This window comes from Plantibacter sp. VKM Ac-2885 (genome assembly GCF_015351205.1).
GTDB lineage: Bacteria > Actinomycetota > Actinomycetes > Actinomycetales > Microbacteriaceae > Plantibacter > Plantibacter auratus.
The window spans coordinates 1,820,594-1,841,985 of record NZ_JADKSK010000001.1 but is presented as its reverse complement, the minus strand read 5'-3'; the positions used below and the strand labels follow the sequence as shown (position 1 = coordinate 1,841,985).

At 68.7% G+C, this 21,392-nt stretch carries 24 protein-coding genes, 1 tRNA gene and 1 other RNA gene; 6 read left to right on the top strand and 20 right to left on the bottom strand.

The window, feature by feature from the left end; genetic code table 11:
• The 3 genes from ITJ66_RS08885 to ITJ66_RS08875 all read left to right on the top strand — a co-directional run bounded on the left by ITJ66_RS08885 (position 1) and on the right by ITJ66_RS08875 (position 1,745).
• Positions 1-834, top strand: coding sequence for a sugar phosphate isomerase/epimerase (locus ITJ66_RS08885; RefSeq protein WP_228501537.1), 834 nt, complete (start codon positions 1-3; stop codon positions 832-834).
• A 4-nt stretch (positions 835-838) separates the two neighbouring features.
• Positions 839-1,027: a hypothetical protein gene (locus tag ITJ66_RS08880; protein WP_079705603.1), complete on the top strand. Its 189-nt coding sequence runs from the start codon at positions 839-841 to the stop codon at positions 1,025-1,027.
• 148 nt (positions 1,028-1,175) lie between these two features.
• A complete protein-coding gene (locus tag ITJ66_RS08875; protein WP_194644396.1) occupies positions 1,176-1,745 on the top strand; it encodes a hypothetical protein in 570 nt (189 codons plus the stop codon).
• Between the two features lie 381 nt (positions 1,746-2,126).
• On the opposite strand, the gene ITJ66_RS08870 is transcribed toward ITJ66_RS08875, so the two are convergent.
• A tRNA-Lys gene (locus ITJ66_RS08870) sits at positions 2,127-2,202 on the bottom strand.
• A gap of 147 nt (positions 2,203-2,349) precedes the next feature.
• Here ITJ66_RS08870 and ITJ66_RS08865 point away from each other — a divergent pair.
• Both ITJ66_RS08865 and ITJ66_RS08860 read left to right on the top strand, forming a co-directional pair.
• Positions 2,350-3,153, top strand: a complete 804-nt coding sequence (locus ITJ66_RS08865) for an inositol monophosphatase family protein (protein ID WP_085510578.1) — start codon at positions 2,350-2,352, stop codon at positions 3,151-3,153.
• Between the two features lie 63 nt (positions 3,154-3,216).
• Positions 3,217-4,200 (top strand): DNA topoisomerase IB, encoded by a 984-nt coding sequence (locus ITJ66_RS08860; protein WP_194644395.1) that lies wholly within the window; start codon positions 3,217-3,219, stop codon positions 4,198-4,200.
• Here ITJ66_RS08860 and ITJ66_RS08855 read toward each other — a convergent pair.
• The 12 genes from ITJ66_RS08855 to prfB all read right to left on the bottom strand — a co-directional run bounded on the left by ITJ66_RS08855 (position 4,197) and on the right by prfB (position 15,420).
• The gene (locus tag ITJ66_RS08855) at positions 4,197-4,565 is read right to left on the bottom strand and encodes a hypothetical protein (protein WP_137241917.1); all 369 of its coding nucleotides are present in this window, start codon (positions 4,563-4,565) and stop codon (positions 4,197-4,199) included. The two genes, ITJ66_RS08860 and ITJ66_RS08855, sit on opposite strands and share 4 nt — an antisense overlap.
• 15 nt (positions 4,566-4,580) lie before the next feature.
• Positions 4,581-4,958, bottom strand: a complete 378-nt coding sequence (gene mnhG, locus ITJ66_RS08850; RefSeq protein WP_064296238.1) for a monovalent cation/H(+) antiporter subunit G — start codon at positions 4,956-4,958, stop codon at positions 4,581-4,583.
• Positions 4,955-5,218: a monovalent cation/H+ antiporter complex subunit F gene (locus ITJ66_RS08845; RefSeq protein WP_064296237.1), complete on the bottom strand. Its 264-nt coding sequence runs from the start codon at positions 5,216-5,218 to the stop codon at positions 4,955-4,957. The genes mnhG and ITJ66_RS08845 overlap by 4 nt, the downstream gene beginning before the upstream one ends.
• Positions 5,218-5,787: a Na+/H+ antiporter subunit E gene (locus ITJ66_RS08840; RefSeq protein WP_137241918.1), complete on the bottom strand. Its 570-nt coding sequence runs from the start codon at positions 5,785-5,787 to the stop codon at positions 5,218-5,220. The genes ITJ66_RS08845 and ITJ66_RS08840 overlap by 1 nt, the downstream gene beginning before the upstream one ends.
• On the bottom strand, positions 5,787-7,355 hold the full coding sequence (locus tag ITJ66_RS08835; RefSeq protein ID WP_079002188.1) for a Na+/H+ antiporter subunit D: 1,569 nt from the start codon (positions 7,353-7,355) through the stop codon (positions 5,787-5,789). The genes ITJ66_RS08840 and ITJ66_RS08835 overlap by 1 nt, the downstream gene beginning before the upstream one ends.
• Positions 7,352-7,831 (bottom strand): NADH-quinone oxidoreductase subunit K, encoded by a 480-nt coding sequence (locus tag ITJ66_RS08830; protein ID WP_137241919.1) that lies wholly within the window; start codon positions 7,829-7,831, stop codon positions 7,352-7,354. The genes ITJ66_RS08835 and ITJ66_RS08830 overlap by 4 nt, the downstream gene beginning before the upstream one ends.
• Positions 7,828-10,758, bottom strand: a complete 2,931-nt coding sequence (locus ITJ66_RS08825) for a Na+/H+ antiporter subunit A (protein WP_194644394.1) — start codon at positions 10,756-10,758, stop codon at positions 7,828-7,830. The genes ITJ66_RS08830 and ITJ66_RS08825 overlap by 4 nt, the downstream gene beginning before the upstream one ends.
• Before the next feature lie 137 nt (positions 10,759-10,895).
• Positions 10,896-11,264: a transfer-messenger RNA gene (gene ssrA, locus ITJ66_RS08820) on the bottom strand.
• 137 nt (positions 11,265-11,401) lie between these two features.
• On the bottom strand, positions 11,402-11,878 hold the full coding sequence (gene smpB, locus ITJ66_RS08815; protein ID WP_056007115.1) for an SsrA-binding protein SmpB: 477 nt from the start codon (positions 11,876-11,878) through the stop codon (positions 11,402-11,404).
• Positions 11,879-11,989: 111 nt separating this feature from the next.
• Complete coding sequence (gene ftsX / locus ITJ66_RS08810) at positions 11,990-12,904, bottom strand: permease-like cell division protein FtsX (protein WP_064296231.1); 915 nt, start codon at positions 12,902-12,904, stop codon at positions 11,990-11,992.
• Positions 12,901-14,211 carry a cell division ATP-binding protein FtsE gene (ftsE, locus tag ITJ66_RS08805; RefSeq protein WP_194644393.1) on the bottom strand — a complete coding sequence of 437 codons (1,311 nt, stop codon included), beginning with the start codon at positions 14,209-14,211 and terminating at the stop codon, positions 12,901-12,903. The genes ftsX and ftsE overlap by 4 nt, the downstream gene beginning before the upstream one ends.
• Before the next feature lie 99 nt (positions 14,212-14,310).
• A complete protein-coding gene (gene prfB / locus ITJ66_RS08800; RefSeq protein ID WP_079705593.1) occupies positions 14,311-15,420 on the bottom strand; it encodes a peptide chain release factor 2 in 1,110 nt (369 codons plus the stop codon).
• A gap of 46 nt (positions 15,421-15,466) precedes the next feature.
• Between prfB and ITJ66_RS08795 the strand changes: the two genes are divergently transcribed.
• Entirely contained in the window at positions 15,467-16,735 is a 1,269-nt protein-coding gene (locus tag ITJ66_RS08795) for an MFS transporter (RefSeq protein WP_137241922.1), read from the top strand.
• 22 nt (positions 16,736-16,757) lie between these two features.
• Here ITJ66_RS08795 and ITJ66_RS08790 read toward each other — a convergent pair whose 3' ends face one another.
• Genes ITJ66_RS08790 through ITJ66_RS08760 form a run of 7 tightly spaced genes read right to left on the bottom strand, consistent with a single transcriptional unit; the run spans position 16,758 to position 21,326 of the window.
• Entirely contained in the window at positions 16,758-17,162 is a 405-nt protein-coding gene (locus ITJ66_RS08790) for a hypothetical protein (protein ID WP_137241923.1), read from the bottom strand.
• Positions 17,163-17,215: 53 nt separating this feature from the next.
• Positions 17,216-17,704: a TadE family protein gene (locus ITJ66_RS08785; protein ID WP_194644392.1), complete on the bottom strand. Its 489-nt coding sequence runs from the start codon at positions 17,702-17,704 to the stop codon at positions 17,216-17,218.
• Positions 17,679-18,104, bottom strand: coding sequence for a TadE/TadG family type IV pilus assembly protein (locus tag ITJ66_RS08780; RefSeq protein ID WP_274499701.1), 426 nt, complete (start codon positions 18,102-18,104; stop codon positions 17,679-17,681). Before ITJ66_RS08780 ends, ITJ66_RS08785 begins: the two co-directional genes overlap by 26 nt.
• On the bottom strand, positions 18,088-18,282 hold the full coding sequence (locus tag ITJ66_RS08775; protein WP_194601507.1) for a hypothetical protein: 195 nt from the start codon (positions 18,280-18,282) through the stop codon (positions 18,088-18,090). Before ITJ66_RS08775 ends, ITJ66_RS08780 begins: the two co-directional genes overlap by 17 nt.
• Positions 18,283-18,295: 13 nt before the next feature.
• Positions 18,296-19,234 (bottom strand): type II secretion system F family protein, encoded by a 939-nt coding sequence (locus ITJ66_RS08770; RefSeq protein WP_194644391.1) that lies wholly within the window; start codon positions 19,232-19,234, stop codon positions 18,296-18,298.
• Complete coding sequence (locus tag ITJ66_RS08765) at positions 19,231-20,100, bottom strand: type II secretion system F family protein (RefSeq protein WP_159878302.1); 870 nt, start codon at positions 20,098-20,100, stop codon at positions 19,231-19,233. Before ITJ66_RS08765 ends, ITJ66_RS08770 begins: the two co-directional genes overlap by 4 nt.
• The gene (locus ITJ66_RS08760; protein WP_194644390.1) at positions 20,097-21,326 is read right to left on the bottom strand and encodes a CpaF family protein; all 1,230 of its coding nucleotides are present in this window, start codon (positions 21,324-21,326) and stop codon (positions 20,097-20,099) included. The genes ITJ66_RS08765 and ITJ66_RS08760 overlap by 4 nt, the downstream gene beginning before the upstream one ends.
• Positions 21,327-21,392: the final 66 nt, after the last annotated feature.

The following is a 21,392-nucleotide window of genomic DNA, read 5'->3' as shown; positions in this document are numbered from 1 at the left end:
ATGAGCACGTCCTGCGTCTACCCGCTGGGAACCCGGCGCGCGTTCGAGTTGGCCGCCGAAGCCGGCTACGACGGCGTCGAGGTCATGGTCACCCAGCACCGCGTGACGCAGGACGCCGACGCCCTCCGCGCCCTCGCCGCCGAGACCGGGCTGGACATCCTCTCGATCCACGCGCCGGTCCTGACCCGGACCGCGTTCGTCTGGGGCCGCGACCATCGGGAGAAGCTCCGCCGCTCGGCTGAGCTCGCCGTCGCCGTCGGGGCGTCGACCGTCGTCGTCCACCCGCCGTTCCGGTGGCAGCGGCGCTATGCCAACGCCTTCGTCGACCTCGTCGCGGAGCTGACCGAGACGCACGGACTCGAGCTGGCCGTCGAGAACATGGCGTGCTTCCAGAGCCGCGGGCTCCGGGTGCAGCCGTTCGCCTTCGGGTACGACCCTGCCCCACTCGCCTGCGCCGCTCTGACGCTCGACTTCTCCCACGCGGCCCTCGCGGGTGAGGACTCGCTCGAGATCGCGACCCGCTACGGCGGTCGCCTCCGACACGTGCACCTGTGCGACGGGACCGCTCCGTCGCCGCGGGGCGCCTTCCTCGACGAGCACCTCCTCCCAGGCGACGGTGAGCAGCCGGTCGCCGAGGTCCTCGAGCTGCTGCGCGCGGCGGACTGGTCGGGAAGCATCGTCGCGGAGGTGCATCTGCCCGCGACCGGCGGCGACGCACTCCGCCTCGCCCAGCTGCGGGCCTCACTGGCCTTCGCGAAGCGTGCATTCGCTAGCACAGGCGAGAACCCGAAGGAAAGCCCGGATGCGGGGGGCCTCCCCTACCGGCTAGCGTGAAGTCATGCGCAAATTCCTCTTCAACGGCAGCATGATCTCCACGGTCTTCGGCGGGATCTCCGCTCTCCAGGCGACCCGACAAGGACCGCGGGACTGGAAGCTCGCCCTCCTCTGGGTGAGCTGGGGCATCTCGCTCGCCCTCGCGATCAGCTCGGTGCTCGACGACAGCAAGCAGGCCGAGATCGGCCGCTGAGGTCGCGCCGACCGCGCTACCACGACCGACCGGAGAACCCGAGAATTGGGGCGCTCACCCGCGTGTCTCCGCATCGTTCCGCGCCTCGTGATCGACAATGAAGGCAGTCCAGCCTCACGGATGATCCGCTTTCGATGAAGGGCCCGCCATGTTCGGTCGCCGACGCCACGCAGCACCAGTCTCCGCATCGAAGCTGACCGAGAAGCAGCTGTTCGACCTCGTCCACGCTCGACTGGCGAGTGAACTCGGCGCCAACGGCGCCTGGGTGCTGTCGCGCCGCATCCCGAGCTCCGGCGACGAGATCTTCCACGAGGTGTATGCCCAGCAGCTCGCTCACGAGATCGCGACGGACATCGACCTCGAGCAGGCAGCGGTGACGGTTCGTGCCGAGGCAGCTCCGGCACGTGGATGGCGCCTCTGGTCGCGCGGCCAGGAGGAATCCGCGGTCGACGCCGCCGACGAGGTCGAGGCCGTCGAGGTCATCGATCCGACCGTCGCCGAGAAGCCTGCCGCCATCACCGAGACGATCGACGCGCCGTCCGAGGCGCAGGCCGGTGACGACCACCCCGAGGCGGCGGCAGACGACACCGAGCCGACGCTCGTCGAGCGAACCCTCCTCGAGCCGCAGCACTACCCCATCACCGTCTGGGCCGAACCCGAGTTCATCGACGCGAGCCTCGTCAACCCGGTGCCGGCCCGCCGCAGCTCGGTCGCCTGACCGGCGACGCACCTCGAGAACGGCCGTCCACTCCGGTGGGCGGCCGTTTCGTCGTACCGGGCCACTGAGCGGGCATGACGCCTCATCGAACCCGAATCGATGAGGCGCCACGGCGCTGGTGGGCACGAATGCCCGACCGTCGCTCTGCTCCGCACGGTGGGGTGACCACGCGAAGGCTTCCGCCGGCAACGGCAGGACCCGATCCCGCCATGCTGCCGACCCTTCCAGGGTCTCATGCCTGAGGCCTGCTCCGCCCCGATGACGCGAATCGGACGGGAGCTGTCGCGAAACGTCCCTGGAGCGTTTCGTCGGGCCGCAGGCTCGCGCGAGTCGAGCCGAAACGCAGAACGGCCCCGTCCGAAGACGAGGCCGTTGCTGGTGTGGTGCACCCCCCCGGACTTGAACCGGGAACCCACTGATTAAGAGTCAGTTGCTCTGCCAATTGAGCTAGAGGTGCGTGGTTTCGGAGTGTTCCGAACCGAGATATGACACTAGCACCCAACTGGCCCGGGTGCGAAATCGAGCCGGTCGGCGTGTCGCGGAGGCACGTCTGCGGGCCCTCGAGCGTCGTTCGATCAGGCCCGCGCGACCCTATCCTGGAGAGGTGACCGAACCCGTGACCGTCTCCCCCGCCGACCTCGATCTCGCGCTCCGGCTCGCCGACGCGGCCGACCGCATCGCGATGGACCGCTTCGAGGCTCGCGACCTCGAAGTGTCCACCAAACCGGACCGCTCGCACGTCACCGATGCCGACCTCGCCGTCGAACGCGCCATCCGCGGCATCCTCGAGACCGAGCGCCCGGACGACGGCGTGTTCGGCGAGGAGTACGGCGCGCAGGGACCCACGGATCGCCAGTGGATCATCGACCCGATCGATGGGACGGCGAACTTCCTCCGCGGGGTCTCGAACTGGGCGACGCTCATCTCCCTCGCCGTCGACGGCGTGCCGGTCGTCGGCGTCGTGAGCGCACCCGCCATGCACGCCCGCTGGTGGGGTGCCATCGGACACGGCGCGTGGGGCGTCCGGTTCGGCGAGACCACCCCGCGCCGGCTGTCCGTCTCGGGGGTCTCCGACCTCGCCGACGCGTCCTTCAGCTTCCAGAGCATCGCGCAGTGGGCCTCGGTCGGGCGGATCCCCCAACTGCTGGCCCTGTGCGGCTCGCTGTGGCGCGATCGGGCCATCGGTGACATGTGGCCCTACATGCTCCTCGCAGAGGGCTCGATCGACGCCGTGGCCGAATTCGGCGTGCAGGAGTACGACCTGGGCGCCCACGTGCCGATCGTCCTCGAGGCCGGCGGTCGGTTCACGGACATCGACGGTATCGAGACCATCTCCACGCGGAGCTCCCTCGCGACGAACGGGCGCCTGCACGACGCCTTCCTCGCCGAGTTGCCACCCGTCGGCTGACACGAGCGCACGGCACCGCGCAAGCCCGCCGAGCGGGATCCGACCGCGCCGTACGCTGGGCGGATGGTACGACTGAGGCGCAGCGACGTGAACGGACAGGGCATCCGACGGGTTCGATCCGGGCGCGGTTTCAGCTACCGGTTGCCGGACGGCTCGCTCCTCGACGATCAGGAGATCCGAGCCCGGATCGACGGCCTGGTGGTCCCTCCCGCATGGAACGAGGTCTGGATCACCCCCTACGCGAACGGGCACATCCAGGCGACCGGGATCGATGCGGCCGGGCGACGGCAGTACCTCTACCACCCGTCCTGGCGCGAGCGTCAGGACCGGAGCAAGTTCGACCGCGCCCTGGCCCTCGCCGAGGCACTCCCCGCCGCGCGAGGTCGGGTCACGCGGGACCTCCGGCTCGAGGGCTACCCGCTCGCACGGGTGTCAGCCGGCGCGTTCCGCATGCTCGACACCGGCTCCCTGCGCGTCGGCGGTGAGCAATATGCGGAGGCCAACGGCAGTCACGGACTGTCGACCCTCGAGGGTGCGCACGCTCGCGTGAGCGGCGACACCGTCGCGCTGAAGTTCCCGGCGAAGAGCGGACAGCCCTGGGAGTCCGACATCGTCGACGCCGACCTGGCCTCACTCATCCGCTCCTTGAAGCGCCGTGGACCGCACGCCCGCCTCCTGGCCTGGAAGGACGGGAAGCGGTGGCGCCACCTCCAGGCGAGCCAGATCAACGACTACGTCCGGGCGCAGACGAACGGTGAGTTCACCGCGAAGGACTTCCGGACGCTGCACGGCACCGTGGCGGCCGCGGAGAGCCTGGCGAAGGCCGGACCCGTGCAGAGCAAGACGGCACGCTCGAAGGCTCTCGCACAGGCCATGCGTGACGCAGCAGCGGTCCTCGGCAACACCCCGGCGATCGCGAAGTCCAGCTACGTCGACCCGCGGGTCGTCGATCGCTATACGCACGGCGAGACGATCCCTCCGGACGGTCGCGGCTCACCGGAGACAGCGCTGCGCGTCCTGCTCGTGGGGACGGACGACCCGTCCTAGCCGTGATCCTGGTCGTGAGACTCGGTGCCCGCGTCGCGCGGCGCTCCGTTCCCCGCGAGGTACCCCTCGACATCGGACTCCGGGATGAGCTGCAGCCCTCGCGGGGTGTGGGATGAATCCGAGAGGACCTCGAGCCACGCACGGTTGAGTTCCGGCGGGCGGCTCCCGAAGAAGCGGAACTGCAGCGGGATACTCGGGGACAACCACAGCGAGCGTCGTCCGGAACCGTGCTCGGGATCGTTCGCCCAGCTGAGGAAGAAGCTCTCCTGGCGGCGCAGCTTCGCCCCGATGACGGCCTTCAGGTGCGCGAGCGCGCGGTCTTCGATCTCGTACTCGTCGCCGGACCCGTAGATGAGCATTCCCATGGGGACATTCTGCCGCTATTCGGGCGTGTGGCCGGGATGTCGTTCCTCGCCGAGTTCTTCGCGTCCCGCGAGCTCGTCGCGGACGAGGACGGCCTCGTCGAAGTTGCCGCTGCGGTAGGCCGCCCGAGCGACCATGTGCGCGGAGATCGGCGCGGTGAGGCTCTGGAACACGATGATCGCGATCGCGATGGTGATGGTCCCGACCGTCGGGCTCGAGACGGCGACGTCCGCCATGATCGCGATGAGCCCGAGGATCTGCGGCTTGGTCGCCGCGTGCAGGCGGGACAGCACATCGGGGAAGCGCAGCAGGCCGACGCCGGCGGCGAAGCACATGATCGCCCCGACGAGCACGAGGGCCCCGGTGACGATGTCGCGGATCAGCTCGCCGGTCATGCGTCGTCCTGCTTCGACATGAAGCGGGCGACGCTGACCGAGCCGACGATCGCGAACATCGCGAGCGCCAGGAGGACCGGCAGGCCGTCCGTGTGACGGTTGATCGCCATCTCGGCCCCGATCGCACACATGACGGTGGCGACGAGCACGTCGGAGGCGATCACGCGGTCGAGGAGGCTCGGCCCGCGGATGATCCGGTAGACCGCTGCGAGGGCTGCGGCACCGAACAGCACGGAGACGATGATGATCACGACGAGCATCACTGCCCCCTTCCGATCGAGACGTGGTCATGGTCGTGGCGGAGGGCGTCCGCCTCGGCGCGGGAACCGATCGCGAGGATGAGCCGTCGCTCCGTTCCGAGGACCTCGGCGACGACCGCGTCGATGTCGGCGTCGTCATGCACGTTGAGCGCGTGCAGGTAGAGCGTCGAGGCCGTGCGGTCGAGGTCGACCACGATCGAGCCGGGGACGATCGAGACCGCCTCGGCCGTCCAGCTCATGATGAGGTCGGAGGTCGTCCGCAGACGGACCGCGATCACCGCGTTACTGGACCGGAACCTCGGCTTGAGGACGAGCCACGCGATCTCCGCACTCGCCCGCACGATGTCGATGAGGAGCTTGCCCAGGAAGATCGCGGTCCGCCAGAGGTTGATGCGGCCGCTCAGCTCGACGGCCGGCAGGTAGAACAGGAACGACACCAGCAACGCGACCCCGAGACCGGTCACGAGCGTGAGCAGGTCGAACATCCCCCAGAGGAGACACCAGAGCAGGATGAGTCCGGCCAGGAGGAGGGCCTGGCTGAACAGTGCGCGACGACGTGACGGTTGCATTACTTCAGGTGCTCCGTTCCGTCGGGGAAGACCGCGGTGATGTAGTTGTCCGGGTCCTCGATGTTCTCCGCCGCGCGCGTGGCCAATCCGAAGAGGGGCCCCGCGAAGACCGTGAGGGCGAGGGTCAACGCGACCATGCCGGTCGTGGCACCGATCATCGGGCGCGAGATGGTCTTGGTGTCGACCGAGCCCGAGTCCTCGGGGCTCTCCGCGAGCTGGTCGAGCAACGGCGACGAGTATCCGGCGACCTCGTCCTTCCCACGCCAGAAGCCCATGTTCCACACGCGCGCCAGGGCGTACAGCGTCAGGAGCGAAGTCGCGGCTCCGGCGGCGATGAGGATGTACGACAGCGGGTCGCCCAGGGCGACACCCGCCTGGAACAGCCCGATCTTGCCGAGGAAGCCCGAGAACGGCGGGATGCCGCCGAGGTTCATCGCTCCGATGAAGAACAGCACGCCGACGATCGGGGAGGCCTTCAGGATGCCGCCGAGCCGGGAGATGGACGTCGTTCCACCGATCCTCTCGACGAGACCGGTGGTGAGGAACAGCGTGGTCTGGACGACGATGTGGTGGACGATGTAGTAGATCGTCGCGGCGGTCCCGGCGACCCCGCCGACGGCGATGCCGAAGATCATGTAGCCGATGTGACTCACGAGGGTGAACGACAACAATCGTTTGATGTCGGCCTGGGCGACCGCGCCGAAGATGCCGATGAGCAGGGTCAGGAACGCGATGACCATCAACGGTGTCGCCAGCGGCACGTCCTTGAAGATGAGCGTGTCGGTCCGGATGATCGCGTACACACCCACTTTCGTCAGCAGGCCCGCGAACACCGCCGTGACCGGCGCCGGCGCGGTCGGGTAGGAGTCGGGCAGCCAGAACGACAGCGGGAACACCGCAGCCTTCACCGCGAAGCCGAGCAGCAGTGCGGCGCAGAGGATCGCCTGCACCTCCATCGGCAGGTCGCGCACGCGGTCCGCCACGAGGGCGATCGTCACCGTGCCCGTCGCGCCGTAGATGAGGGCGATCGCGGCGACGAAGAGCAGCGACGACATGAGGCTGATGACGATGTACGTGACACCGGCGCGGATCCGCGCTCCCGTGCCGCCCAGGGTGAGGAGGACGTAACTGGAGGCGAGGAGCATCTCGAAGCCGACGTACATGTTGAAGAGGTCGCCCGCGACGAAGGCGTCGAACAGCCCGGCCGCCAGGACCAGGTAGGTCGGGTGGAAGATCGACACCGGCGTCTCCCGGTCGCCGTCGACGATGCCCTGACCGATGGCGAAGATGAGGACGCCCAGCAGCATCAGGGCGGCGACGAGCAGCATGATCGCCGACAGTCGGTCGACGACGAGCACGATCCCCCACGGCGGGGACCAGCCGCCCAGCTCGACGACGATCGTGCCGCTCTGGTCGACGGCCGCGAGCAGGATCGCACTGATCACGGTCACCGCGGTGAGCGCGATGACGCTGATCGCCACCTGCGTCTTGCGGCGGTTGCGGAACATGAGCGCGATCGCCGAGCCGATCAGCGGGATCATGACCACGAGCGGGACGAGTGCGTTCATTCGCCTGCCCCCTTCCTGGTCGTCTTGCGATCGTCGCCGTGCTCGTTGCTCTCGTCGAGGACCCGTTGGATGGCCTCGTCGTCCAGGTCGACCTGGTTGAAGACCGCCTCGGTCGCCGCCTCCGTGTCGTCGGCGTGCTCGTCGCTGAGGGTGTCGCCCTCGTCGCCGAGTTGTGCCAACCACCAGGTCCGGTAGATGAGCGCCAGGATGAAGGCGGTCACGCCGAAGTTGATGACGATGGCCGTGAGCATGAGCACCTGCGGCACCGGGTCGACCATGCGGTCGTCGGAGGCGGTGCCCGTGACGAGCGGTGCGGTGCCGCTCGGGCCGCTCATGATCAGGATGAGCAGGTTCGTCGCGTTGCCGACGAGCACGAACCCGATGAGGAACCTGGTGAGGCTCCGCTCTAGCATGACGTACACCCCGGTGCCGTACATGACGGCCATCAGGACGACGAGGGTCAGAGAGGCGCTCATCGTTCGGCCTCACTCGCCGAGAACTCGTCCGTACTCTGCTCGTCGATGTCGGCTTCCTCCTGTTGACGGTCGACTTCGGCCCCGAGACTGCGCAGGATGTCGAGCGCCAGTCCGACGACGACGAGGTAGACGCCGATGTCGAAGATGCTGGACGTGCCGAACGAGAGGTGTCCGAGGATCGGGACGTCGGCCGAGAAGTACGCGGACTGGAGCGCCTCGCCGCCGAAGAACAGGGAACCGACGGCCGTCCCCACCGCGAGCAGCAGCCCGACGCCGAGCACCTTGCCCGCGTCGATCGGCACGGCTTCGCCGAGCTCGTAGCGTCCGCCGGCGAGATACCGCATCACGAGCGCGAGGCCGGCGAGCAGACCACCGGCGAAGCCGCCGCCCGGCTCGTTGTGGCCGACGAAGAGCAGGAAGACGGAGACGACGATCGCCGGGTGGAAGAGGAGCCGCACGAGGACCTCGAGGAGGATCGAACGGTTCGCCTCGGCGATCGCCCGGCCACCGATGAGCCATGAGTGCCGCCCCACCGCATCGCGAGGCGCCTCCATCTCGCTGTCCGCGAGGTGGGGGTCGGACACGACCTGGGATCGGAGGCCCGGGATACGTCGGCGCCGCGCACCGCTGAGGCGCGGGACCTCGGCGCCCCGCTGTGAGACGAAGAGCAGGCTCGCGATACCGGTGGCCACCACGACGAGCACGGAGATCTCCCCCATGGTGTCCCAGGCTCGGATGTCGACGAGCATCACGTTGACGATGTTCTTGCCGTGGCCCTCCTCGACGGCGAGCCGGGGCAGCTCGGTCGCGATGCTCTCGGCCTGTCGCGCGCCCAGGGCGATGACCCCGATGAGCCCCATGACCAGGCCGGTCAGCGTCCCGATGACGACCCGACGGACGCGGTGGACCGGGGCGTTGCGCTGGGCGATCTTGGCCGGGAGTCGGCGGAGCACGAGGACGAACACCACGATCGTGATCGTCTCGACGAGGGCCTGGGTCAGCGCGAGGTCGGGAGCGCCGTGCAGGGCGAACAGCGCCACGAGCCCGAAACCGGTGACGCCGACGAGCAGCACGGCGGCCATGCGCTGCTTCGCCCGGGCGGCCGCGATCGCCGCGGTCGCCATGATGAAGGCGATGGCCACCTGGGCGGGATAGTCCCACAGCCGGATCTCGCTCGGCCAGGCACGCCCGAGGAGGGCGATCGTGCCGAGGGTCAGGACGAAGACCACGAGGATGGTGGACAGGTACTGGACGAGCCCGCCGCGCTGGGCGAACAGGGTGACCTTCGCGGAGAGCCGGTCGATGCCCTGGGTCGCCGCCCAGTAGCCCTTCGAGGAGTCGATGAGGGGTGGCAGGCGGTCCTGCAGACGCGCGACCGGGAGCCTCCAGCGGAAGAGCAGCAGACCGAGCAGCACCACGACGGCCGAGATGCCGAGCGCCGGCTCGAGGCCGTGCCAGAGCGCGAGGTGGTAGTCGCCCTCCCCCACGGAGTCCGCGTACGGCGCGAGCACCGCGTCGATGGGCTTCGTCGCGAAGCCGAGAGCGATGGTCGCGACGGCGAGGATGCCCGGCGCGATCATGATCGTTCCGGATTCGGCATGCAGTTCGGTCGGCGCGGCGCCGCGTCGGTCTCCGAAGGCGCCCCAGAGGAACCGGGCGCTGTACGCGACGGTCAACACGGACCCGACGGCAGTGCCGATGATCGCGACCCAACCCCACACGTCGCCCTCGAGCGCGCCCTCCAGCAGTGAGGTGAAGACGGCCTCCTTCGCGACGAACCCGAAGAGCGGTGGGATACCGGCCATCGACGCGACCGCGATCGCCGCGATGACGGCGAGCACCGGCGTCTGACGCCCGAGACCGGAGAGGTGCCGCCAGTCACGCGTCCCAGCACGGTGGTCGATGATGCCGACGACGAGGAAGAGTGCCGCCTTGTAGATGGCGTGGGCGAGCAGGAGCGCGACGGCGGCCAGGGCCGAATCACGGGTGCCGTACCCCGAGATGACCATCAGGAACCCGAGTTGGCTCACCGTCCCGTAGGCCAGGACCAGCTTGAGGTCGTACTGACGCAGCGACCGCCAGGCCCCGGCGACCATGGTGAGGACGCCCAGACCGACGAGCATCGCGTCCCAACCCGGGGTGTCGGCGTAACCGGGAGCGAGTCTCGCGACGAGGTAGATCCCCGCCTTCACCATCGCCGCAGCGTGCAGGTATGCGCTCACGGGCGTCGGTGCGGCCATCGCGGCCGGCAGCCAGAAGTGGAACGGCACGAGCGCCGACTTCGAGATCGCGCCGACGAGGATGAGGAGGATGGCGACGGTGGTCGCGGGGCCGGTCAGACCCTGCTCGACGATCGAGGCGAGCGAAGTGCTCTGCGCCTGCACGGAGATCATGATGACGCCCACGAGCATGACGAGCCCGCCGAAGGTCGTCACGAGGAGCGCCTGCAGCGCGGCACCGCGACTCTCCTTGCGATCGGTGTAGTGCCCGATCAGCAGGTAGGAGAGCACACTCGTGATCTCCCAGAACATGAACATGACGATGATGTCGTCGGCGGTCACCAGGCCGAACATCGTGCCGGCGAAGGCGAAGAGGAGCGCGGCGAAGCGACCGAGGCCGGGCTCGGTCGACGAGAAGTAGCGGCCGCAGTAGAGCAGCACGAGGGCACCGACGCCGGTGACCACGAGGGACAGCAGCCAGGCGAGCGTGTCCATCCGGAACGAGAGCGCGATGCTCAGCTGCGGGATCCACTCGATCGTCTCGACGACCGTACCGCCGGACGTGACCGTGCCCGTTTGGAAGAGCGTCCAGACGAATGCCGCCGCGGGCATACACGCGATGACGTAGAAGACCTTCGTCGACAGCACTCGAGTGAGTGTGGGCGTGGCGACGGCGATCGCAGCAAAAACTAGCAGGATTGTCGCCATGCAGGTCTCCCGGGTGGTGGCGGCCTCTGGACTCCCAGGTTAGCAGCCCGTCGGTACCCCTCCGACCCCAGGAACGACGACAGGCCCCCGCCGAAGCGGGGGCCTGTCGTCGACTCGGCAGCGTGTGACAACGTCCGGAGTGGAGATGGGGGGAATTGAACCCCCGTCCACTGCTGTGATTCTGCGCCTTCTACGGGCGTATCCCTTAAAATGTTCTACTCGGCCCCGACCATTGACAAGGGCATCTTGGTCGACGGGCCCAGCCGAAGAAAAGTCCCGGATGACGTCGCGGCTCCGTCATCCAGCAAGTCCCCTAGATGACGCCAGGATCCGAGACGGGGACACGCTCGGTCTGACGGACTATCGGGCTCGCTTAAGCAGCGAGGGCGAAGTCAGTGCGCTTAGAGTTGGCACTTGTTGTTTTGCAGAGATCGTTAACGAGATAACCCTGCATCCTCGACCCGCTTCTCGCAGTTTCGCAGGCAATGTCGAAACCGATCATCCCCATGGACTCAGCGCCTCGGAGAACGAGGCGAAGAGGGTCGTTGTCACACGCTGTCGAGTTGTCAATCCACCGCGAACGGTGAACGAGCACCTTGCGGTGCAGCTTGCAAGTCTACCGCGCCCCAGGGGCACCTGTCACCTATTCGCCGAGCCGGTTCCTGGTGGCCATCGCACGCGCGGCCTCACGGGTGTCCTGCTTCTCGCGGAGGGCATGCCGCTTGTCGTATTCCTTCTTACCCTTCGCCACGGCGATCTCCACCTTGGCCTTGCCGTCCTTGAAGTAGATCTTCAACGGCACGAGGGTGAAGCCACCCGGGGCGATCTTGTGGGCGATCTTGTCGATCTGCTCGCGGTGCAGCAGCAGCTTGCGCTTGCGCCGTGGCGGGTGGTTCGTCCACGTGCCCTGACCGTACTCGGGGATGTGCACCGCGTCGAGCCACGCCTCACGGCGGTCGATGAAGGCGTACCCGTCGACGAGCGACGCCCGCCCGGCTCGCAGCGACTTCACCTCGGTACCCGTCAAGACCATGCCGGCCTCGTAGGTGTCCTCGATCGTGTAGTCGTGGCGGGCCTTGCGGTTCGTGGCCACGACGTTCTCGCCCCGTTCCCTCGGCACGGTGTACTCCTGACGTTCTGGTTCGGATCCATCGGAACGGACCGGCCGCGATCGCGGCAGCCTGTCAGTCTAACGCAGAGCGAGCGGTGCGGCGGCCGCACTGCCTCCCCGTTAGACCTTGAGGTACCGCGAGATCGCGAAGTTGGCCGAGATCGCCGCCAACAGCACGCCGACGAGCAGCAGGATCGGGAGAACCACGAAGGCGTCACCGAGATCGACGAAGTTGACGTACCGCATGCGGTCCGCCAGGTATCCCTGGACGAACACCTGGACGATGGTGATCACCGCCCCGGCCGCGAGGATGGAGCCGATGAGCGCGGCGAACACACCCTCGAGGATGAACGGTGTCTGGATGAACCGGTTCGATGCACCGACCAATCGCATGATTCCGAGTTCCCGGCGTCTCGAGTACGCCGACAATCGGATGGTCGTCGCGATCAGCAGGGCTGCGGCGACCAGCATGAGTGCCGCGATCCCGATCGCCGTGTAACTGGCGATGTTCAGGACCGAGAAGATCTGGTCGAGGTACTGGCGTTGATCCGTCACCTGCTCCACGCCCGCGACGCCGGAGAACGCCTCGACGAGCACGTCGGACTGCGAGGCGTCCTTCATGTTCACCCAGAAGGTCTCGGGCAGCTGGTCCGCCGTGACGAACTGTGCGATGTCGTTGCCCTTGAACTGCTCTTGGAAGTTCGTGAACGCCTGCGCCTGGTCCTCGAAGTAGAACTTGTCCACGAAGGGTGCGAGGGTCGACGACTCCAGCGCACTCTGGACGGCGGCGCGCTGCTCTTCGGTCGCGGCGCCGGCGGCGCAGGTGTCGCCCGCGCTGTCGGCGGTGCAGAGGTAGATCGCGACCTGTGCGCGGTCGTACCAGTAGTTCTTCATCTGGCCGATCTGCATCTGCAGCAGGACGGCCGTACCGACGAAGGTGAGCGAGATGAACGTCACGAGCACGACGGAGACGACCATCGAGACGTTGCGACGCAGGCCGTTCCAGACCTCGGACCAGATCAGTGCGAGTCTCACTTGGTCGGCCCCACGTTCTGCTCTCCGTCTTCAGTGCCGCGCGCCGCGGCACGCAGGCCGAGTCGCTCGGCGAGCGACAGGTGTTCGACCTCGATGGGGTCGATCTCGTTGCGTGCCGGGAGCCCGATGGGGCCCGTGGCGTTGCTCAGGCGTTGCGGAGGCGCGACCTCCGGGACCGCAGCCGCCGGCGGGACGGCGGGCTCCGCTTCCGGCGTCGACGGCTCGGCCTCGGGCGCTTTCGGTGTCGACTCCTCGGTTCGCGTCGCCGGGGTTTCAGCCTCGGTGACGGGCGCTGCGGCCGATTCCTGGATCGGCGTCGAGCCGGACACCCGGGTGACGACCTCGTCGGTGTCGGCCTGCGGCGTGGTCTCGCGCGAGACCGCGGCGGGCGCGGTCGGTGCGGCTGGAGCGGTCGGCGTGGCGGCGGTGGCGGCGACCGCAGCTGCGGCCACGGCACTCGTCGTGGGCTCGGAGCTGGCAGCGACGGATGAGGTCGTGGTCGTCACCGGAACCGAGGAGGTCTCGACGGCGGGTGCGACCGGGGTCGAGGCCGTTGCGGGGGTCGTCTGCGCCGACGGGGCGGCAGCCTTGGAGGATCCTCTGACGAGACCCGGGATGGCCGCGGTCGTGCCGTATCCACCGTGGCGTTCGTCACGGACGATCTGACCGTCCTGCAGCTCGATCACCCGGCGCTGCATCTGATCGACGAAGCCGGCCTCGTGCGTGGCCATGACGACCGTCGTCCCACCGGCGTTGATGCGCTCCAGCAACTGCATGATGCCGGCGCTGGTGGCGGGGTCGAGGTTACCGGTCGGTTCGTCGGCGAGCAGGATCTGCGGCTTGTTGACGATCGCGCGGGCGATGGCGACGCGCTGCTGCTCACCACCGGACAGCTCGTGCGGCAGGCGCTGCGCCTTGCCGTCGAGTCCGACCATCTTGAGGACGTCGGGGACGGCCTCCTGGACGAATCCGCGCGACTTGCCGATCACCTGGAGGGTGAAGGCGACGTTCTGGTAGACCGTCTTGCTCGGCAGCAGTCGGAAGTCCTGGAACACGACCCCGAGGCTGCGCCGGAAGTACGGCACCTTGCGGTTCGAGATGGAACCGAGGTCGTGGCCGAGCACATGGATCTTGCCCTTGCTCGGCTTGTCCTCCTTGAGCATCAGGCGGAGGCAGCTCGACTTCCCCGACCCCGAGGCACCGACGAGGAAGATGAACTCTCCCCGGAGGATCTCGAAATCGACGTCGTTGAGCGCGGGACGCGAGGTTCCCGGATACTTCTTGGAGATGTGATCAAACCGAATCATGGCTCCTTGAGCTTAAGGAGCGACCTGCCGATTACGGGCAGGACACGCCCGCGATCCGTACCCTGTACGAGGGCTGGGCGAACACTATGCCGCGCTGCGCTACTCCGGCTTCGACATCGACCGCCAGCGGATGCCCGCGGCGATGAACCCGTCGAGATCGCCGTCGAACACCGCTGCGGGGTTCCCCTGCTCGTGCTCCGTCCGCAGGTCCTTGACCATCTGGTACGGCGCGAGCACGTAGGAGCGCATCTGATCGCCCCAGCTCGCCGTGATGGTGCCGGCCAGCTCCTTCTTCGTCGCGGCCTCCTGCTCCTTCTGAATCAGGAGGAGCCGTGACTGGAGCACCCGCATCGCCGCGGCGCGGTTCTGGATCTGGCTCTTCTCGTTCTGCATCGAGACGACCGTGCCGGTCGGCAGGTGGGTGATGCGAACGGCGGAGTCGGTCGTGTTGACCGACTGGCCGCCAGGGCCGCTGGACCGGAAGACGTCGACACGGATGTCCGACTCGGGGATCTCGACGATCTCCGTCTCCTCCATGAGCGGTATGACCTCGACGGCGGCGAAGCTCGTCTGTCGCTTGCCGGCGGCACCGAAGGGGCTCATGCGCACCAGGCGGTGCGTGCCCGCCTCGACGCTCAACGTGCCGAAGGCGTACGGTGCGTCGACCTCGAAGGTGGCCGACTTGATGCCGGCCTCCTCCGCGTAGCTCGTGTCCATGACGGTGACCGGGTACTTGTGCTGCTCGGCCCACCGCAGGTACATACGGAACAGCATGTCGGCGAAGTCGGCGGCGTCCACACCACCGGCGCCCGCGCGGATGGTGACGACGGCGGGGCGCGGGTCGTACTCGCCGCTCAGCAGCGTCTGCACCTCGAGGTCGCCGAGCACCTTCTGGAGGCTGATGAGCTCCTGGCGGGCCTCTTCGGCCGACTCCTCGTCCTGGGCGTCGGTCGCGAGTTCGATGAGCACCTCGAGGTCGTCGAGCCGGTTCGCGATGCTGGTGATGCGGGCGAGCTCGGACTGACGGTGGCTGAGGGCGCTCGTCACCTTCTGCGCGTTCGTCGTGTCGTCCCAGAGATCCTGGGCACCCGCCTGCTCGCTCAGCGTCGCGATCTCGGCTTCGAGACGGTCGACGTCGACGACGGTGCGGATGTCGTCGAAGGTCGAGCGGAGGGTACTGATCTGTGTGGAGAGGTCCAAGTCAAACATTTGGCTTCAGCCTACCGCGCAGGGCCGCGGGCGTACGATCGAGGGGATGACTTCCGACGAACGCCCGTTCCAGCTGCGCTCCGTGGCCGTCTCGGTCTTCCTCCCCACACTGTTGTTCTCGATCGGTGAAGGCGCCATCATCCCGATCATCCCGGCCGTCGCCGGGAACCTGGGGGCGACGCTCGCCGTCGCAGGCGTCATCTCCTCGCTCATCATGCTCGGCGAACTCGTCGGCGACGTCCCGTCCGGGTGGATCGTCAGTCGGATCGGCGAACGCTTCGCGATGATGTGGGCGGCGCTGCTCGCGGTCGTCGGGGTCGCGACGGCTGCCATCTCCCCCAACCCGTTCGTCCTCGCCGTGGGCATCTTCTGCATCGGGCTCGCGACCGCCGTGTTCGGTCTGGCCCGGCACGCGTTCATGACGACGTACGTGCCGATGCGGTACCGGGCGAGGGCGCTCTCCTCCCTCGGCGGTGTCTTCCGCGCCGGCACGTTCATCGGCCCGTTCCTGGCCGCAGGCGTCATCCACCTCACCGGGACGTCGCAGGCGGCGTTCTGGGTGATGGTCATCTGCTGCGCCGGCTCCGCGGTCACCCTGCTCGTCCTCCCCGACCCGGCGGAGATGTTCGGGCGGCCGCCGTCGACGCGCACCGCCGACGGCGAGGAGCGGACCGAGGGTGAGGAGCTCGCGTCCGAGGAATCGAGCGGCCTCATCGCGTCGATCCGCGCGCACGGCGCCGTCCTCACCCGGATGGGCACCACCGCCGCACTCGTCGGCGCCCTGCGCTCGTGCCGCGCGGTGCTACTCCCACTGTGGGCCGTGAGCATCGGCGTCTCGGAGACGGACACGGCGCTCATCATCGGCGTCGTCGGCGCGGTGGAGTTCGCCCTCTTCTACGCCAGCGGTCAGGTGATGGACCGCTGGGGGCGGATCTGGACCGCCGTCCCCTCGATGATCGGGCTGGGCTCCGGGTTCATCGTCCTGGCCTTCACGCACGACCTCGATGAGGCACGGGTCTGGTTCATCGCCGTCGCGCTCGTGCTGGCACTGTCCAACGGGCTCGGTAGCGGCATCCTCATGACCCTCGGCTCCGACCTCGCGCCACCGGACCGTCCCGCGCCGTTCCTCGGCGCCTATCGCTTCCTGGGCGACGCGGGCACCGCCGCCGCTCCACTGGCGATGTCCGGGATCACCGCGGCTGCGTCGATCTCCCTCGCCGCCGGCACCATCGGCGGTGTCGGGCTCATCGGCGCGTTCCTCCTCTTCCGGTTCATCCCCCGCTTCATCGATCGCGGCACGCGCCCGTTCCCCTGATCGTCGGCAGGTCCGTCCGCCCTCACCAGAAGACACTGCGCGCACTCGCGGTCGCCTCGATCCGGAGGCCCTGCGGGACGAACAGCGTCAGCATCGGCGGCCGCCAGTCCGACGCCAGCGAGACCTCCGCGCTCCGGCCGTCGGGCGTCCGCGCCGCGACGATCTCGACTCCGGTGAGCGCACCCGCACCACCGGTGGCGAGGTCGTCGCGTGCACTCGAACGGACCGAGTCGTCATCGAGGACAGGTCGGAAGGTTCCGTCGGGCTGGATCGTGACGTCGTCGATGGAGAAGGACTCCGCGGCGGTCGCGGCCAGGCGGTCGGCGAGGTCGAGGAGCCGCTTGTGCTCCACGTATAGGGATGTGGCAGCGCTCCCGACGAGGACCACGGCGAGCGCCACCACGGCGAATCCGATGGTCAGGAGCATGGTGGACCCGTCCTCCTGACCGACGTCCGGACGCCGTCGTCCTTCCGGCGCCCTCATCCCGCCTCGCTGAACCGGGAGTCGAACCGGGAGATCGGTGCCGTCGCGGCGCCGGTCACGGGGACCGCGGCCTGGACGCCGACGATCTCGGGCATCAACGGCAGGACGACGAGGATGTCGACGGTGACCGTGACGGCACCGCCGCGCTGCCCGCACGGGAGACCGGCGGGCGCACAGTCGAGCGTGACGGATGCCTGGGACCGGTCGAGCCCGAAGTCGTCGAGCGCGAGTGCGAGCGCGTCCTCGACGCGGTCGCGACCCCTGGCGTCGTCGTCGGCCCGAGCGTAGAGTTTCGCCGCCTGCGCCGCAGCCCCGCCAGCCGCGAGCACTGCGGCCTGCACCTCGGCGAGCGCGACGATGAGATAGACGATCGGCACGAGGAGGACCAGACCGACGGTGATGAACTCGAGGGAGGCCGATCCGTCGTCGTCCAGTGCGGTCGGTCGGTGACGCAGCTCATCACTCGAGTGTCTCGAGGACCGCATGACCCTCCACCTCCAAGACGCCGGGCAGTCCGATCAAGCCCACGACCGGAAGCGGTGCGCGGACGGTCACGGTGACGACGCTTGCTCCGCGATGATCGGCCAGCGTGGCGCTGACGTCACCCGTGTAGCCCTCCCCCACGGCGACGGCGATGAGCTGGCGTGCCCGGTCGGCGCCGTCGAGCAGCTCGGTGTCGGCCAGTGCGCCGAACCGGGCTCCCTCCGCCGCCGCGTCGATGAGCGTGTTCCGGACGTGCAAGGCGAGCGCGAGCTGGACCACGGACATCATCAGGACGGTGAGGATCGCTCCGACGAACACGAACTCGGCGACGGCTGATCCGTCCTCGCCGCGCAGGAGTCGCGTCCGCCATCCGCCGATCCCGGGCTCAGATGCCGGAGACACGGTCGATGGCCTGTTCGAACACCTGCGTGAGCGCCGGGCCGGCGACACCCCAGATGAGGAGGACGAGCCCGGCCGTCATGAGGGTGATGAGGACCCAGCCGGGGACGTCGCCGCGCTCCTCGGCGACGAGGGAACGACTCCGGTGGAGCGTGCGGTCGAGGAAGGAGGGGGAGGACATGTGGAACCTTTCGTCAGAAGCCGGTCCGGAGCACGAAGACTCCGGGGAAGACGGCGATGATGATGGACAGGGGCAGGATGAGGAAGACGAGGGGCACGAGCATCGCGACCTCCTTCTTCCCGGCGGATTCGAGGAGACGGCGTTTGGCGGTGTCGCGTCCGTCGTGTGCGTGATCGAGGAGCACGGCTGCGACCGGTGTGCCGCGTTCGAGCGCACCGAGGATCTGGTCGACGCATCGCGACAGCATCGGCATCGCGAGTCGTGCTTCGAACTGCCGGAGTGCGGTGGCGAACGGGATACCGGTGGAGACGTCCGCCATCACCCGGCGGAACTCCCTACCGAGCTCCCCGCTGGACCCGATGCGCGCCACGCGGTCCATGGCATCCGTGATCGCCTCGCCCGCCGCGAGACTCAGACTGAGGAACTCGAGCACCGTCGGCAGCTCCTCCTCGATCCGCGCGAGGCGGCGACTGGCGGCGAGCGCCAGCAGCTGGTCGCGGAGGACGATCCCGGCCACCGCCCCGACCGCGGGAAGCGGTGCTGCGAACGGGAGTGGGAGCCGACCGTTGCTGAAGGAGAACACGGCGAGCGCCGCCGCGACCGCGAAACCGCCGAGCCCCCAGAGGAGTTGCAGCAGTCGGTACCGCTCGAGCGTCGGGCCCCCGGCTTGACCCAATCGACGGATGACGAGTTGCTGATCGGCGCCGACCAGGCCGAGCGACCATCGAACGGCGCGGAGGACCGGGACCAGCAGGGTCCCGAGGACCGGTAGCGGGTCGGTCGAGCGGCGCGCGGCTTGTGACCGGGCGTCGCTGGAGAGGTCGGCGACGTAGGGGGCGATGCGGTCCGCGAGCCGCGGTCGTCCGAGTGCCGGCAGGAGCATCGCGAGCGCCCAGAGGCCGACCCCGAGCAGCGCTCCGAGGCTGAGCGCCCACGCTCCGTCGGCACTCACCGGAACCACCGTCGTTCGGGCTGGAGGCGTCCGACGCGGAGCATCGCCTGGTAGGCGAGCGCGGAGACCACGACGCCGGCGATGATCAGGACCGCTCCTTCCCGGGAGTTGTAGGCGGCCGAGGCTTCCGGCCGGGACGACAGGAGCAGGAGGATCGCCCATGGTGCTGCGACGCCCAGCCTGGCGGCGTTCACCACCCAGGACTGTCGCGCCTCGGCCTCGGCTCGGATGGCCGACTCCTCACGCAACCCCGCGGACAGCGCTCGGAGCACCGCCGGCAGTTCCGTGCCGCCCACGTCGCGGGCCATGCGCACCGTCTCGAGGATGCGGTCGGCGACCGGGTCGGCGAGCGCGGTCTTCAGGTCGTCGATGCCGTCGGCGAAGCGGCCGGCAGCCCGGTAGTCGGCGCTGAACGCGGCGAACGCCGGGCGGAGCGGTGCGGGTCCAACGGTGTCGAGCGCAGCCACCGCATCCGGGAGCGAGAGCCCTGACCGGATCGCGGACAACAGGTGGTCCACGACATCCGGCCACAGTCCCCGCTGCAGGCGACGTCGAGAGGTGGCGCGGGCTCGGAGCACGATCACCGGGGCGACGAGTCCGGCGACGGCGACGACGGCGCTCAACGGCAGGACCCGGCAGAGCGCCTGGACCACTGCGCCGGAGACGAGACCGGCGAGGACGGAGACCACGATGGCGGCCGCCCAGTACCGACCGGGCAGACCGGCCAGGATCAGGAGTTCGCGGAGCGCAGCGACCGGCCTCCACCGCTCCAGGGTGTCGCGTAGCGGCTCAGGGTCCGGCCACCACCAGGGTGCGACGGTGAGGAGGAGGCCTGCGGCGAGGACCGCTCCGACGACGAGACTCATCGCTCGCCGACGGCGAGGATCGATGCGAGCGAGATCCCGGCCGCACGGTACTTGGCGTCGTTCAGCGGGAAGCGACCGGTCGCGCGGAGCTCTCCGTCGCGCTGCTCGAAGAGCGTGGAGGCCTCGATCATGTGGGACTCCCCGCTCCCGCCGACCGCGATGATCTCCGCCACCCGCCGGCGTCCGGAGCGGTCGAGCTCGCAGTGCACGACGAGGTCGACACAGGATGCGACGGCCGGGCGCACGAACCCCGAGTCGATGTTCCGCCCCGCCAGCAGTGGCAGCGTGCAGAGCTTGCCGATCGCGTCGCGCGCGGAGTTCGCGTGGATACTGCAGAGCCCGGGCAACCCGCTGTTGAGGGCGATCAGAAGGTCGAGGCTCTCCGCCTCCCGGACCTCACCGACGACGATGCGGTCCGGCCGCATCCGGAGCGCCTCCTTGATGAGCCGCCGGAGGGTGATCTCTCCCGTGCCCTCGAGGCTGGCCTGTCGGCATTGCATCGCGACGACGTCGCGGTTGCCCGGCGCGAGCTCAAAGGTCTCCTCGACGGTGACGATGCGGAGGGCTGGGTCCAATGAGGCGATGAGGGCGCCGAGCATCGTGGTTTTGCCGGCCTGCGTCGCTCCCGACACGAGCAGGTTCGCCCCCGCGGTCATGCTCGCGCGCAGGAACTCGGCGGCCTGATAGCTGATCGACCCCGCGGCCACCAGCTGACCGAGATCACGGATCCGCGCAGAGAACTTCCGGATGTTGATGGACATGTGCCGACGCGTGACGTCGGGGATGACGACGTGCAGCCTCGAGCCGTCCGGAAGCGAGGCGTCGACGAACGGGTTCGCGAGGTCGACCCGTCGACCGGTGGCGCGAAGCATCCGCTCCACGAGGTCGCGGACGTCACCCTCGCCGAGGACCACGTCCGTGAGCTCCGACACCCCGCCGCGGGCGACGAACACCTTGGTCGGCTCGTTGATCCAGATCTCCTCGACACCCGGATCATCGAGCAACGGCTGGATCGCACCGAACCCCGTCACCGCGGCGAGCACCTCGCTCGTCATCCCGTGCTCATCATCGATCAGCGGCGTCGTGTCGTTCAACGCCCGCTCGTTGTAGCGACGCACCTCCTCACGGGCGATCCTCCCCGCTCCCCCACGCCGACCCGGCTCCCCGAACTCCTCACGCACCCGGTCACGCACGCGCGCCGTGATGATCTCCGCCGCTGTCCCCATGCCGCCATCCTGACGAACACCGGCCACACCCCGCAGCAGTTATCCACAGCTCCACCCGCTCGACGC